Origin of the sequence: Brucella thiophenivorans (assembly GCF_002252445.1) — a bacterium.
Taxonomy (GTDB): domain Bacteria; phylum Pseudomonadota; class Alphaproteobacteria; order Rhizobiales; family Rhizobiaceae; genus Brucella; species Brucella thiophenivorans.
Genome location: NZ_NNRJ01000051.1, coordinates 373,854 through 388,232, shown reverse-complemented (window position 1 = coordinate 388,232; position 14,379 = coordinate 373,854). Strand labels below are relative to the sequence as shown.

The window sequence follows — 14,379 nt, the reverse complement described above, 5'->3', positions numbered from 1 at the left end:
ACTGCTATCTTTGTTTGGAGATAAATTGATGACGAAAGATAAGCGTCTTCAAGTTGAGACTACTCAGAACTTGAACGACCTACTTCAACTTGCCGAAATAAACGGTTCTGAGATATTCCATGTTGGTAAAAAACAATTCGAACTGAAATTTCTGGGCTGTGAAAAATCCGAAAGCCCCGCCGAGTTTTTATCGAAAGGCGGACCTTTGGAAGAAGGCGATTAAAGGTTTAGAAATCGCGCTTCACTATTGAATTTTCAAGAAAAAATTCGTCGAGTATAAATACCTAGCTGCGTCTAATTGATAGAGACCGTATTTTAAATATCATTATCGGGGTGACGATGTAGCGGATCTACCCAATACACTTCTTCTGGGTTTTCGATTGGATCGACGTCCGTAATATTTACGACAATAGCTTCGTTGTCCGACCTCACCAGTACGCATTCCAACACATTATCCGGATCAGCGTTGATCTCTTGATGTGGAACGTATGGCGGCACGAATATGAAGTCGCCTGGTCCGGCTTCGGCAACATATTCGAGATGATCTCCCCATCGCATACGAGCTTTACCGCGCAGAACGAAAATGACGCTCTCCAGCGCGCCATGGTGATGGACGCCCGTCTTGGCGTTGGGTTCGATGGCCACTGTCCCAGCCCAGATTTTCTGTGCGCCAACCCGCGCATGATTGATGGCTGCCTGACGAAACATTCCTGGCGTTTGCGCTGTGTGAGCGTCAAGCTGGTCACCTTTTACAACGCGAACCCCGTCATGCTTCCATCGATCTAAATGTTCGTGATGATCATCATCGCTCATGACCTACTCCGTTGCGTTGATCGAAATAACAGACTTGTCGAATATCATGCTCCCCCAGTAATTGTGCATAGTCAAGAAAACCCGTCCAAAGCTTGATCTAATACTAAAGGGGGGATCAACAGTTTTCCGTTTGATCCCTATTCAGTATAAGAAGCCCATCTCTTTCATCAAGTATATCGGCCTTCTTCAGATAGCCTATTCTCGCTTGGATATGTTCCCTCAGTTGCCCACTTGTGGATTTGAACCCAAGCGCTCTGGAAATCGCATTGATTGCTTCATCTGGCGTTGCACCGAAGCTCGCCTCGACCAATTGTCGAAGTCCCTGATCGATCTCCATTGGAGGAAGCATATCAAGGCGGCGCAAACTGAGCGAGGTAACTTCACTTCGATCACGAAGCTTGATTTCACCATTTGGCCATAGCAAGAATTGGCCTTCAATGTTGATGTGCTTGTTTCGGGCCGCCGCCAAGATTGCCACGATTACGTGGCTGTTGATGCGCTGGCCTGCTCTTTGTAATCCCCACGCGCTTCTAAGTCGAGTGACGAGTTCATCCTGATGAAGAGGGCCTTCGACCTCCACAATTTCCTTAATGTGTTCAACCAGAATGCCGATAGGCGTTTCATGAAGTTCAACAAGGATCGCTGGCGTGATTGACGCTTCCTTATAAAGGGGAGTTGCGTTTTCGATCACATCCTTCGGCAATAGCCCGATTTCAGTCACATCCTCACGATCAATGGTGATGATCTCCACATTGACTGCTTTGCGCTTCTTCTCTGTGTCACCTTCGAGTTCAAGTGTATTGGCCTTCGCACGTTCTATCGCGGCGATTAGCTTTTCGAGCTCAGCATTTGGGCGCTGAAACCAATCGGTGCTCCATATGCGATGAATATTCCAGCCATGCGCTTCGAGAACAGCTTGTCGCAAACGATCACGGTCGCGAGCTGAACGAGAGTCATGATATGCCGCACCGTCGCATTCAATACCGAGCAAATACCGTCCAGGAACGTCGTCACCGGCGACAGCAAGATCAATAAAGAACCCCGCAATACCCACCTGCGGATGGACCTGATAGCCGCGCTCGGTCAATGCCGCAGCGACCTGTTCTTCAAAGACGCTGTCCATCTCGCGTTCAGTACGCTTGGAAAGCGATAGCCGTCCGGTTCTTGCAAAATGAAGGAAGAGCTTGAACGCAGCTACGCCTTTGCCTCGTGCGCGCTCCAAATCGATGTCCTCATCGGTTATGGACGCGTAGACTTCACAGCGTTGCTTGGCGCGACTAATCAAAACATTCAAACGTCGTTCACCACCCTCTGCACCAAGTGGGCCGAATCTCATCCCCATGTACCCTTGGGCATTGCGGGCGTAGGCCACTGAAATGAAGATGACGTCACGTTCATCACCCTGAAGGTTTTCAAGGTTCTTGATGAAGAACGGTTCTGTTGGATGGGAATGAAAGAAGGCTTCGGTTTCAGGGTTAAGCCTACGCAGGATTTCAAGCTGGTCCTGTATTTCCCTACGTTGCTTGATCGAAAAAGTAGCAACACCCAATGACAGGTTAGGGTTCTCAAGAGCATGTTTGATGATAGCTTTGGCCACGGCCTTGGCTTCGGTTTTGTTTACGCCTTCTTCAAAGGTTCCGCCTGGAACTTGATGGAATCGGAGCCCCATTCCGGCTTCGAGCGTATACGGACTAGGAACGATAAACAGCTTATTCTCGTAAAACTCGCTATTTGAAACAGCAATGAGTGACTGGTGACGGCTACGATAATGCCATCTCAACATTTTCTCGGGCAGGCCACGTGCAGAAAACAGACCTAGAATGCTCTCGATATCTGAAACCTGTGCGCCTTCAAGTTCGTCGTCGTCCTCGGAGCCGCTTGAAGTCATCTTCGAGAAGAAGCGCGTTGGCGGCAACTGTCTTTCGTCGCCCACGACAACAACCTGCCGCGCTCTGGCAACAGCGCCAATAGCGTCAACAGGTTGTATCTGACTGGCTTCGTCCATAACGAGCAAATCGAAGGTAAGTTGTGCAGGCGGCAGAAACTGTGCAATGGACAGTGGGCTCATCATAATAACAGGCTTCAGCGCTTGAATTGCTGGAGCCGCCCTGGTCATCAACTGACGAATAGGCATGTGACCACGGCGACGCGCCATTTCAGATCTGAGGACACCTACGGGGCCAACACCGCTCTTGCCCGGAATACGTTTATGGTGTGAACGAACGACTTCCAGTCGCGACAGTCCCATCCTGTCCATGTCAAGGCGCGCGAATTCATTTACCAGCCTTCCATGAACTTCGCCGTCGAAACGAGCTAGCTCCGGATCGTGTCTATGTTGATCACGTAGGATGGCTTCGTAAAATGCCATCTCAAAATATGACATTACGCCGTCTGGAGAGACACGACCGTCTTCCATACGTTCAACAATTAGTTCTGCGCCTGCATCATTTGCGGCATTGGCGCGATTACGGTAGGCGGTCCATTTGGACAGCTGTTCCTGTGAGGTCAACCAAACTTGCAACCGCTCCTGCAATTCGGAGCAGGGAACTTCCTCAACCCTGTTGGCTCCAAAAAGTGTTTCCGGATCGGTCTGTAGGTAATCAAGGATCGCTGAGAATTCGCCGACCCAGGTACCGGCATCGTCAAGCGTCGCTCCCGTTTTTCTGGCCAGGTCTCCCCGATCAGCTATGGTCGCAGCTAAAGGACGTATGTCTGCATTTTGCTGAACCCAATCGACCAGTAGAGAGAGTGCATCCCAATCGGATCCAATGCCCTCCCAACGTTGACCAAATGCTGAAGCTAAAAGCGTTCCCTGACCGTCTACCTTTGCTTTTAGATCAAGGGCGAGGCCTAACACTTGGAAAATTTTCGAACGTTCGCCTGCTGTTGCCAGATCGCGCTTAAGGAGCGTCTTGGCTTCCTGCTCGGCTTGGCCGAGCTCATCCACCAATCTAAGGACTTGCGATAAATGTGCGTCTTCTGCTCCGGTAGCGCCAGGGAAAAGAATCTGCGTTTTATCAGACAGTTCCAGCCACATAGTATGAGTCAGTCTGCGGGCTTCTTCCAAGATGCCTTGTACTTGTTCGGCACTAGTACCAACTGCGGCTTTGTTCGAAAGACGGCTTGCGATCTGCCTCGCCTCAGTGCTGACACCGCGCAGGCTACGCATCCAAAGTACCAGATCTTCAAGCGGCTTCGGGTCTGTCTTCTCGCCTCGCCAGTCCGCTCCAAAGGCGGATCGGCCAAGAGCATCTCCGTCTCGTATAGTCGATCTGGCCTGCTTGCCCTTCTGAAGCACGTCGAGAATACGCAACGCTTCGTCGACGGAAGGCTCACCAACCAATACCGTTTTGAGCAATGATCGGGCAGAACGCCAATCCCCGCTCAAGAATTTGAGCGTTCGCTTTCCGTGAACCGCCAAAGCGGTTCTCGCCGCAACGAGATCGACTTCCCAAGCGTGATCAGTAACCTTCCCTGTGAGTTCTGATCGAGCGTTCTGTAGTGTGGCTACGGCTTCAGCAAGATCACTTGCCTGATCGAGTCCTCGTTCCCAAATAGCTGCAACAAAAGCGTCTGGGCTTGCATCCGGGGCATTCGCCACACGTTGACCGATTACGACCATCCGCTCAATCGAAGCCAATGAACCTATGCCGTCTATCCCGAGCAATGCTTGCAATGATCGCACCGCTGTCAGCAATCGCGGCAGAAGGGTTCTTAATTGTTCAACGGTCGTAAAAGCTGCATCGGAGAAATTTGCAGGCACTCGCGAGAACTGCGAAACGAGTCCAGCAGGCTCATATTCCCAAGCTTCCGATTTTAAGATTTCATTAATTCTTTCAGCAACATTCGCTAACTTCTTACCATCTTGAACCAAGGAAGCGATGTCGGTGATTGAATTCGCCCATGCATCATTTGAAAGGGCTTCATTCGTAATAGTATCGGGACAGCTAGCGAGTCGGTCTGCAAGCTTCTTGCAGTTCTGATAATCTTGAAGATCGACGACATCCGCATGCTGAAGCGCCGTCGTCGTTTTTTGCATCCTTTCGAGCAGTTCCGAGAATGCTGTGCTTGAGTTCTGGATGCGTACGGCTAGTCGTTCAAGATCGAGAGGTGAGATACCCGTTATCCCAACCCCACGCCAAGGATGTTGAGAAGGCAGTCCAATGTCGCGAATGCGTTCGGCGAGCTCCATAAGCAACTTTGAGACTTCGTCACGATGACCAGGTGTCCACTCCACCGCATTATGAAGCTCGATATCTGACGGTGCCATGCCTTCCCGACGAAGCCGAGACAGGTGGCCTATGACCGTATATGCTGAAAGTCGATATGGCTCATACAGGTGGTGTAGCCTCTTGGGATGATCGTTGAGCTTGTCACGAAGATCGAGCAGGACATTATCTATCGCGCCATCGAAATTTCCTCGTGGCGAACCTAGATCCCAAGTTTTTTGAAGATCGTGCAGAACGGCTTTCTTGTTCGCCTTATTGCTGTGCAACTCAAGGCAGGCTTCGCCGACACCAGCGGCGTCCAAGCGGCGTTTCACCACCTCCAGCGCCGCCATCTTCTCCGCTACGAACAGTACGGTTTTCCCATCAGCTACTGCCGAAGCAATAATATTGGCAATCGTCTGCGACTTCCCTGTTCCGGGAGGCCCTTGAATCACAAGGTTCTTACCTCGTTTAACCTCATGAATTGCCGCTGACTGCGAGCTATCGGCATCGACGATATGGGTCATCTCAGATGGCTGGATGACGGCATCAATATTAGCCTCGTCAGAAATCAGGTCGTCATCGCGTTCAAATCCATCAGAGACGAGAGATCTAATGAGAGGCGTATCTGTAAACTTGGCGTGATCTGGCCAAAGAGCAGGATCGAGATCACGGTACATCAGGAACTTGGCGAATGAAAAGAAGCCAAGAACGATGTCGTCAGGCTGTACTGACCAACCCGGCTTAACCGCGATACACGAGGCAATTCTCTGCGCGTAATCTTCGAACGAAAAATCGTCTGTTGCCTCGAACTCGGGCATTTTGATCGCGTGGACACGGTCAAGTAACGCTTCCAAGGACAGATTGGACGAGAAATCGTCTTGCCGTGCCCGGAGCTTAAAGCGTTCACCGGCGGTTCCGCGTTCCAATATGACCGGCACCAATATCAAAGGAGCATATCGTATGTTCTCTTTATTGTTGGGGTCGATCCATTTGAGCGTTCCGAGACCAAGAAACAGAATATTGACGCCTTGCTCTTCTTCGAGTGTGCGCGCGTCGAAATAAAGGTCCAGCAGACGTTTCTGCAAAGCATTCGGCGTCATCTTGGTCTGTAGCTTGGTATCACTATGCCGAACAAGCTTGCCTTGTTCATCGCGCTCGTCGTCATCCGGCAGTGCAAGCTCTATAAGCTCTTCGCCATCAGCATCCTCTCCGGTCTTCTCGCGTCCTTTCGCGCCTGCAAGGAAGGTCATTGCCTTGCCGTCAGTTACGAGAATACGAAATACTTCTGCCGCTTTTTCATCGACGATATCGACCGTCTTTGCGCTCTTGGAAAAACGCGGCACGTTCAACAAGCGATTTCGAGCTGAAAGATCTAAAAGCTCTGTTCGAGCTCGTTCAATCTTGTCTTCGATCGATAAACTACCTGAAAAAGCGGAATTTTCGGCCAAATTAGCCGATTCCGAACGCTGCTGATCCATGATTTAACCCACCCAATTATCAGCAATAAATGGAACAATCATGAGCAGGAGTCTAGCTGGATTTAGAGTTTTTAACGACAGAGCAACGATGAGACAACTTCGTTTCTAATTATATAAAGTGGCATTGGGATGAAAGGCTATGTGTCCGTCTTCGTGATCTCACTTGACTTTCAGCGACGCATTCTACATATATTGAGCATGTCTACGTGCCATTCGTGCAGTGGGATTTAACTCAACCTGTTTGGGTATTCCGTTGCTGAATGTGGATGGGATGCGGGAGAACGCCAGAACATTTCGTTTCTGAGAGGTAATCCGGTTAACTGGCACAGCGGATTGGATACCACGATAGACAAGCTATTTTTGAATGAAGGTGAGGGAGGTGTTGGAAAAAACGCCTCCCTTTTTATTAGAAGAAATCGCTAGAGAACATATTTAAGTGCGTTTTCTTTTTCTTATCGTGAGAATCGCCATGGCAATCGATAAATGTACCTTTTATTGTGGTTTCGTCCCCTTCAGTTTCTGAAACGTTATAATGTTTAGTTGATTCTATTTTTGCTCCAAATCTGAAGTTTGCAGATAACTCACATGATGGTAGATGGGGTCGACCAGTCGCTTGGCGCGAATGTTGCTCGTATCCATAGCTAAAAAAACGCTTGTTATCATCTACTGCATAAACGTTTTTCATATCGGAGCGACGCCTAGGGCGTACTCTTTTTCGTAGGCTGACCAGTTGTGCTTCGATAAGTTCACTATAGTTCGAGGCGTACCAATTATCACGATGTAGTCGCGCTAGTTCTGATAAATCCTGTCCGGAGAAATTACGCAAAGGCAGTGCCAACAATTTATAGTTGTCGAACGAACTAAACTTCACAATAATATGACTAATCGTCCGAAGTGCTAAAGCGATTTGGGGATGTATTAGATTTTGATAATTCGTATTATGAGGGAATTCACCTAATTCAACGATTAAAATTGAGTTCCTCACGTTGGAAAGTAAATGAGTTGACGTTTTATCGACGAAAACAATTACAGCGTCACTTCCGATAGCCTTATTCAGAATAAACCCTTCAACATCTGTCGAAGTTGTTTGCTCATCAAGCAATATTTCAAAATGGGAAATAACCGGGCTAACATCTCTATAACACCCTCTATTCAGAGCATCCTTAGGTATAATTGCTCCCTTCTTAAGAGAAAGGAAATCTCTCAACCTGCGGCTTTTCGTCAGAAAAAAAAGAGATATTTTCATCGCATTTCAGCCAGCCTAAGTATAACCTTTAGAGGAACGCCCATCCTGTCCAGCTCTTCATCTTTTAGATCAGCAATGGATTGAAGAAATAGAATTAATTTTGAGGGGTGAGCCTCAATTTTTTTCAATTTTTTAGTGATTTTGATGTCTGATTCATTATGGGCAGATAAACTGTCCGCCCACTTAAATTCAGTCGCGGTTGGGATTATACCTACCTTTGCTTTTTGGCTTGGATGCTCAACGAGTTTATATTCTGCCTCATGAGCTGTTCGCTTCACAAAAGATTTTAGGCGTTCCCCTGCAAGAATCTCTTGGTAGATGCTTTTATCGCTATTGAATTCATGGGGCACAAGGCTAAGAAGATAAGGCTGTTGTCTAAGTTCCCATTCCTCGGAAGCTTTCTTGTTTAAAAAGGCGATTAGAGTTTCTTGGCTATTCACAACATTCTCCTGTTGGTACAAACATGAATAATGGCATCTGAATTACATGCCAATTTTATATCTATGCAGGTCGCAAAAATATGAACTGTCTTAATTGTATTTGGCTAAATTACCTCGTATAGTAGTCTTTATTCGGCGTAATAGGATATCTGGCGGCCGCTCTTCTTCTGATAAAGAAAAATTATAAAATTGGTATTGTGTGTTCGGGATGTTTGGCTTTAGTTTGCAACATTAATTGCACGTAACATTTCAAGCTGACCTTTGGCATATTTCTCGACGATTTTAACTGTTTCATTACACGCATCGCGCAGCTCATCTGGACTAGGCGTCTCGTCATAGTAAGTTCCATGAGACATATTATTTATAAGTACACTCTTGATCTCAAAGCCTTCTTCTCCCGCGAGATAGGTGATGTAGTTAGACAGACTTTCACACTTATCAGGGTGGCAGAAGCGGCCAACGGCTTCCAAAACGCAGCGTATGGCATGTCCTGTCGTATGAGAAGCATCTGCCCCGTGATGCACGTTGACTATCTCCCGCAGATGTTCTTCGAAAGGTGCGATGTACTTCTTCAACCGGGATAACTGGTGCGAAGTCCCTGTCTTAGATAGGAAGAAGGCGGCTTCGTCTTTTACGACTCGGTTTGTGACGCTGATATTGTAGAAATAGCTGCTATGGGTGAAGACCAGTAAATCGGGTCTAATGTACCCTTTGTTTATATCTGAGGGATTGACCGATACTTCGCCCATGGCCGAAATGCTCAAGTGCTTTAGGGTTTGTGCGATTGCAAACACGTAATCATAAGACATCGAAGTAATCGGATCATCGAATACGAGAAAAATTTTCGCGTAGTCCGAGGTCGCTTTTACCTTCTTATGAACACATGCGATAAAATAGCAGAATGCGATTACAGTCTTTTCGCCGTCACTCAGAGTTCTGCTTGGACCTCGCGCCATCTCGCGATTCTCTCGCCGAAGGGTGAAAGAAGCTTTGTCGAAAGTATATTTGTGACCAAAGAAACTAGTAACGAGGGCTTCAAAGGTTGCGGCTACCCGGTCGCGAGCGCTGTCCGAAAGTTGAGACTTTTTAAGCGACGCGAGATCTTCTGAGGCTACTCGCACTTCACGCTCTCCTACTCGAATTGCTTCGAAAGAAGTCCAATTTGATCGCACAAAATCGACAACGAAAACAGAGCAGGCTTCGCGATGAAGATTTCGTCGCTCTGTGTCAGAAGCTTTAATCGCTGCCGCTAGTGCGGAGAACGATGTGTTCATTTCTTCGATCATTAAATAAAGCGTCTGAAATAAGGAAAGCGGATCACTTTTCGGAAGGACGACGTCGCTGCTTGGTTTCCTCCCCTTTTGCTCAATAGCTTCAGCCAACTCGCTTAGATATTTCTTTATGGCCTCAATTTGGGTTGAAAAATTGGGCACTGAAACGTTTGCTTGTGATGGAACCAATTTCTTCAACCGGTCGTATTTGACTAGGTTTCTGTCGATGGACCTTTCACATTGAGAAAGGGAATCTTGAATGCCCTTAATCCACTTCCAATCTTTACGAAGCGCTGCCTTATGTCCACCTTCAGCATCTGAAAAGAAAGCTATGTACGAAGCTATAAGATCTTTGGCGGGCGATTGGAGTATGGATTGTTCACAGAAAGGGCAGCAGTCTTGCGCATCGTTCTCAACTATTTCGACCCCAGTTTCGATGAAATCAGGCTTCGCTGCGATCTTGGACTTGATTTGTTCTGCAACCGTCGAGGGAGAGGTTATTTTCGCGATATTTTCGCATGCCACATCTAGTAAGGCGAGGTCGAAGGAGGGTTTGCCGATATTGTCTGGATAATCGGGTTCGGTAGGCAGGCTTCGGAGCCTATCAAGATCGTTTAGAACGTCTCCGAAAGATCGTGCAGACTGCTCTGGCAAACTTAAGTGCGTCTTTAAGAGGTTGAGTAACTCTATGTCGCCATATTCTCGGAGTCGCTTATTTATGCCAGCCTTCGAAACAAGTTGCTGGTCCTTGAGCTGGAGTGTTTGCTGTTCTAAGTGCGTTATTTCTTTTTTCAAATTGGAGTCCGCCCGCGCCAGCGCCTCCTCTGCATCTTTGGTATTAATTATCGACTGATCGAGGGCTATTTTGCTCTCGATATTACCGTTGACAACGAAGTTTGATAGTCGAAGTTCAGAGTGAACGAAATCATCGGAGAAGACATGGAAAACACGGTCGCTTTTGTCCGGAGTGACCCGTGACAGGGTTGAGCTCAATGTAAGTTTGCCGATATTGACGCCACCCTGCGAGAGCTCGAAAAACCCATCCCCGTCCGTGGATTCTTCGGCGAGTAGATTAATCAACGCGTCTTGGATATCTTCGCCATCCCCGTGGAGGTCAAGGTACCTGAGTGCACGAGTAAGAAATGATTTCCCCGTACCGTTTCGGGCATAAATTAGGTTTTGAGCATACTTACTTAGGTCAGCATCTAAACTACCGACAGGGCCGAGCCATTTAGCTCGCATGCGAAGACACGCCTTAGGTGCAGACGACATGAGAATCACCCCCCGTTTGCTTAAAGTTAACAATGGTGGAGCTCACCGTCTATCAGACAAATCATTTACAAGCTTTCCAGCCTATTTCAGCCAAACCTAGATAGGTACCGGGTAACTTTATTCAAATTGATGATTCTTATGTTGATGCGTTTCAATTCCTGAAGCCTGTGCAATCACTCGCGCTATTACGATGCTCGTGCAATTACCCTGAATTGACGTTTCATTTCCAAAGAAGACAAATCAAACGCAGCGAAATGACCATACCAAGCGGCAGGAGGACAAACCAAGGCGACTTTTACAATTTACACACAATAATTCTCAACAAAAATATCTAAATTTTGACGTTTACGGAAACGTCAAAGTGCGCTAGTTTTGCCTTGGGTTTGGACTTTCGCCTTAGAAAAAGATGAAGCGGGAGGACAAAAAGTGGTAAAAATGGCTGGTTTTATAGGTTTTGAAGCCCATTTTTATCCCAAACGGCATGGTGTCACGCATTTGAACACTTCATGTGACAATCATGGCGGAAACGCAGATGGGCGCTCACTCTGCTAAGTGCTGGGTCGAGCGGGTTGTTGATTTGGAGGATTTCGATGCCGAGCTATCGCGCGCCAGTTGAGGATACAAATTTCGTTCTCAATGACGTTCTGAATTATCAGCGTTATAACAATCTGCCGGGTTTTGCCGATGCATCACCCGATGTCGTCGAGGCGATCCTGTCCGAAGGCGCGAAGCTCGCCGAAGGCACGCTGTTTCCGGTTAATCATTCTGGCGATCAGGAAGGTTGCGTTCGCGCATCTGATGGTTCTGTAAAGACGCCGAAGGGTTTTAAAGCGGCCTATGACCAGTATCGCGAAGGTGGCTGGCTTGGTCTTGCGGTGCCGGAACAATATGGCGGGCAGGGGCTTCCTTATCTGCTGCATACCGCAGTTGGCGAATATATGTCGTCTGCCAATATGGCGCTTACAATGTATCCGGGCCTGACGCAGGGCGCGATTGCCGCGATCCTCACGCACGGCACTGATGAGCAGAAAGACACCTATCTGCCAAAGATGGTGGAAGGCACATGGACCGGCACGATGAACCTGACTGAGCCGCATTGCGGCACGGATTTGGGTTTACTGCGTTCAACCGCAACCCCGCAGGATGACGGTTCCTACAAGATTTCCGGCCAGAAGATTTTCATCTCGGCTGGCGAACACGACATGTCGGAAAATATCATTCACCTTGTACTGGCCCGAATTGATGGCGCGCCGGAGGGTGTTAAGGGCATTTCGCTATTCATCGTGCCAAAGTTCATTCTGGATGCCGACGGCAATCTAGGTGATCGCAATGGCGTTTCTTGTGGTTCCATCGAAGAAAAGATGGGCATCCATGGCAATTCTACCTGTGTCATGAATTATGACGATGCGACGGGCTTCCTGATTGGTGAAGCACACAAGGGTCTGCGCGCCATGTTCACCATGATGAATGAAGCGCGTCTTGGTGTGGCTTTGCAGGGGCTTTCGATTGCGGAAACTGCTTATCAGAACGCCGCGATCTATGCGCGTGAGCGTATTCAGGGTCGTGCGCTTTCAGGTGCCGCGGCACCTGACAAAAAAGCTGATCCGATCATCGTGCATCCAGATATTCGCCGCAATCTCATGAATATCCGCGCATATAACGAAGCTGGTCGTGCGCTAATCCTTTGGACTGCATTAAACTCCGATATTGCCCATCGTGCAGGCGATGAGGCGAAACGTCAGGTAGCTGATGATCTCGTTGGCCTTTTGACGCCTGTGCTGAAGGGTGTTCTGACCGATAAGGGTTTTGAGCACGCTGTCATGGCTCAGCAGGTGTTCGGTGGTCACGGCTATATCGAAGAACATGGCATGAGCCAATATGTGCGCGATGCGCGTATTGCCATGATCTATGAAGGTGCCAACGGCATTCAGGCGCTTGATCTGGTTGGCCGTAAGCTAGCGCTGAATGGTGGCCGTGCGATCACTGCTTTCTTCAAGGAAGTGGGAGAGTTTTGCGAAACTAATCGCGAAGATGAAAAGCTCTCATTCTTCACCAAACACTTGAAAAAGGGCGTCAACGATCTTCAAGCCGCAACCATGTGGCTGATGCAGAACGCTATGGCAAAGCCAGACAATGCCGGTGCCGCATCAAACGACTACATGCATTTGTTTGGTCTGGTAGCACTGGGTTATATGTGGGCGCGCATGGCGAAGGTCGCGGAAGAAAAGCTGGCAGCGGGTGAAGGCAATAAGGCCTATCTTGAAGCCAAGCTTGTCACGGCTCGCTACTATTTCGAGCGGATCATGCCGGAAAGCGTGGCTCATCTCGCGCGTATCCAGTCGGGTGCAGATAGCATGATGGCGCTAAACGCAGACGCATTTTGAATTAGAGATCAGGCTGGACTTTCGGGTTCAGCGGGAAGGAGCAAAAATGGCCGAGGCTTATATTTACGATCATGTTCGCACACCGCGCGGACGTGGTAAGAAGGATGGCAGCCTGCACGAAGTGCCTGCCGTTCGTCTGGGCGCGAAGGTTCTTGAATCCTTGCGCGACCGTAACGGTATCGACACTGCTAAGGTTGATGACATTATTTTCGGCTGCGTCGATCCTGTAGGTGAAGCAGGTGCGGTTATCCCGCGTTCGTCGGCATTTGAAGCAGGTTATGATTTCAAGGCTCCCGGCATTCAGATTTCGCGCTTTTGTGCGTCGGGTCTCGACGCCATCAATCTGGCTGCGGCCAAGATTGCCTTTGGTGCCGATGATCTGGTGATTGCCGGTGGTGTTGAAAGCATGTCCCGCGTTGGCATGGGTATGTCGGGCGGTGCCTGGTATATGGACCCCTCAGTCGGGTTTCCGGGTCGTTTCATGCCGCAGGGTGTTTCTGCTGATCTGATCGCCACGAAATATGGTTTCTCGCGCGATGACGTCGATGCTTATGCAGTAGAAAGCCAGAAGCGCGCCGCCAAGTCGTGGGAAAAGGGCTATTTCAAGAATTCGGTCATTCCGATCAAGGATCAGAACGGCCTCACCATTCTTGACCATGACGAGCATATGCGCCCCGGCACTGATATGCAGGCGCTTGGCCAGCTCAACCCATCCTTTGTGATGCCGGGCGAAATGGGCGGCTTCAATGCTGTTGGCATTCAGGCGCATCCGGAAGTCGAAACCATCAATCACGTTCACCATGCCGGTAATTCGTCTGGCATCGTTGATGGCGCGGCAGGCGTTCTCGTTGGCTCAAAAAAGGCAGGCAAGACCTTCGATATGAAGCCGCGTGCACGTATCCGTGCCTTTGCCAATATTGGTTCTGAACCGGCGCTGATGCTGACTGGTCCTGTTGATGTGACGGAAAAGCTTCTCAAGCAAGCCAAGATGAAAATCTCGGACATTGATCTGTTTGAGCTGAACGAAGCTTTTGCCGCCGTGGTTCTGCGCTATATGCAGGCCTTTGACATTGGGCACGACAAAATCAACGTCAATGGGGGCGCGATTGCGCTTGGCCATCCGCTGGGTGCAACGGGTGCGATGATCCTTGGCACTGTGCTGGATGAGTTGGAGCGCCGCGACCTCAATGTGGCACTGGTCACATTGTGCATCGGTGCCGGTATGGGTACGGCCACGATCATTGAGCGCGTGTAACGGGAGGCT

At 48.9% G+C, this 14,379-nt stretch carries 8 protein-coding genes; 3 read left to right on the top strand and 5 right to left on the bottom strand.

The window, feature by feature from the left end; genetic code table 11:
- Window positions 1-28: 28 nt before the first annotated feature.
- Window positions 29-223: a hypothetical protein gene (locus CEV31_RS20975; RefSeq protein ID WP_143850960.1), complete on the top strand. Its 195-nt coding sequence runs from the start codon at window positions 29-31 to the stop codon at window positions 221-223.
- 92 nt (window positions 224-315) lie between these two features.
- On the opposite strand, the gene CEV31_RS15795 is transcribed toward CEV31_RS20975, so the two are convergent.
- The 5 genes from CEV31_RS15795 to CEV31_RS15775 all read right to left on the bottom strand — a co-directional run bounded on the left by CEV31_RS15795 (window position 316) and on the right by CEV31_RS15775 (window position 10,731).
- Window positions 316-813 carry a cupin domain-containing protein gene (locus CEV31_RS15795; protein WP_094508213.1) on the bottom strand — a complete coding sequence of 166 codons (498 nt, stop codon included), beginning with the start codon at window positions 811-813 and terminating at the stop codon, window positions 316-318.
- 115 nt (window positions 814-928) lie between these two features.
- Window positions 929-6,502, bottom strand: a complete 5,574-nt coding sequence (locus CEV31_RS15790) for a DUF3320 domain-containing protein (RefSeq protein WP_094508211.1) — start codon at window positions 6,500-6,502, stop codon at window positions 929-931.
- 406 nt (window positions 6,503-6,908) lie between these two features.
- On the bottom strand, window positions 6,909-7,748 hold the full coding sequence (locus CEV31_RS15785) for a hypothetical protein (RefSeq protein WP_094508209.1): 840 nt from the start codon (window positions 7,746-7,748) through the stop codon (window positions 6,909-6,911).
- Window positions 7,745-8,188, bottom strand: a complete 444-nt coding sequence (locus CEV31_RS15780; RefSeq protein WP_143850959.1) for a hypothetical protein — start codon at window positions 8,186-8,188, stop codon at window positions 7,745-7,747. The genes CEV31_RS15785 and CEV31_RS15780 overlap by 4 nt, the downstream gene beginning before the upstream one ends.
- A 218-nt stretch (window positions 8,189-8,406) precedes the next feature.
- The gene (locus tag CEV31_RS15775) at window positions 8,407-10,731 is read right to left on the bottom strand and encodes an AAA family ATPase (RefSeq protein WP_143850958.1); all 2,325 of its coding nucleotides are present in this window, start codon (window positions 10,729-10,731) and stop codon (window positions 8,407-8,409) included.
- A 590-nt stretch (window positions 10,732-11,321) separates the two neighbouring features.
- On the opposite strand from CEV31_RS15775, the gene CEV31_RS15770 reads away from it, so the two are divergent.
- Window positions 11,322-13,115, top strand: a complete 1,794-nt coding sequence (locus CEV31_RS15770) for an acyl-CoA dehydrogenase C-terminal domain-containing protein (protein WP_094508203.1) — start codon at window positions 11,322-11,324, stop codon at window positions 13,113-13,115.
- A 46-nt stretch (window positions 13,116-13,161) separates the two neighbouring features.
- Window positions 13,162-14,370, top strand: coding sequence for an acetyl-CoA C-acetyltransferase (locus CEV31_RS15765; protein WP_094508201.1), 1,209 nt, complete (start codon window positions 13,162-13,164; stop codon window positions 14,368-14,370).
- Window positions 14,371-14,379: the final 9 nt, after the last annotated feature.

What these genes read in the sequence shown, in the direction of transcription:
- CEV31_RS20975 (WP_143850960.1), top strand. Translation starts at nt 29, where the DNA reads ATGACGAAAGATAAGCGTCTTCAAGTTGAGACTACTCAGAACTTGAAC.
- CEV31_RS15795 (WP_094508213.1), bottom strand. Translation starts at nt 813, where the DNA reads ATGAGCGATGATGATCATCACGAACATTTAGATCGATGGAAGCATGAC.
- CEV31_RS15790 (WP_094508211.1), bottom strand. Translation starts at nt 6,502, where the DNA reads ATGGATCAGCAGCGTTCGGAATCGGCTAATTTGGCCGAAAATTCCGCT.
- CEV31_RS15785 (WP_094508209.1), bottom strand. Translation starts at nt 7,748, where the DNA reads ATGAAAATATCTCTTTTTTTTCTGACGAAAAGCCGCAGGTTGAGAGAT.
- CEV31_RS15775 (WP_143850958.1), bottom strand. Translation starts at nt 10,731, where the DNA reads ATGTCGTCTGCACCTAAGGCGTGTCTTCGCATGCGAGCTAAATGGCTC.
- CEV31_RS15770 (WP_094508203.1), top strand. Translation starts at nt 11,322, where the DNA reads ATGCCGAGCTATCGCGCGCCAGTTGAGGATACAAATTTCGTTCTCAAT.
- CEV31_RS15765 (WP_094508201.1), top strand. Translation starts at nt 13,162, where the DNA reads ATGGCCGAGGCTTATATTTACGATCATGTTCGCACACCGCGCGGACGT.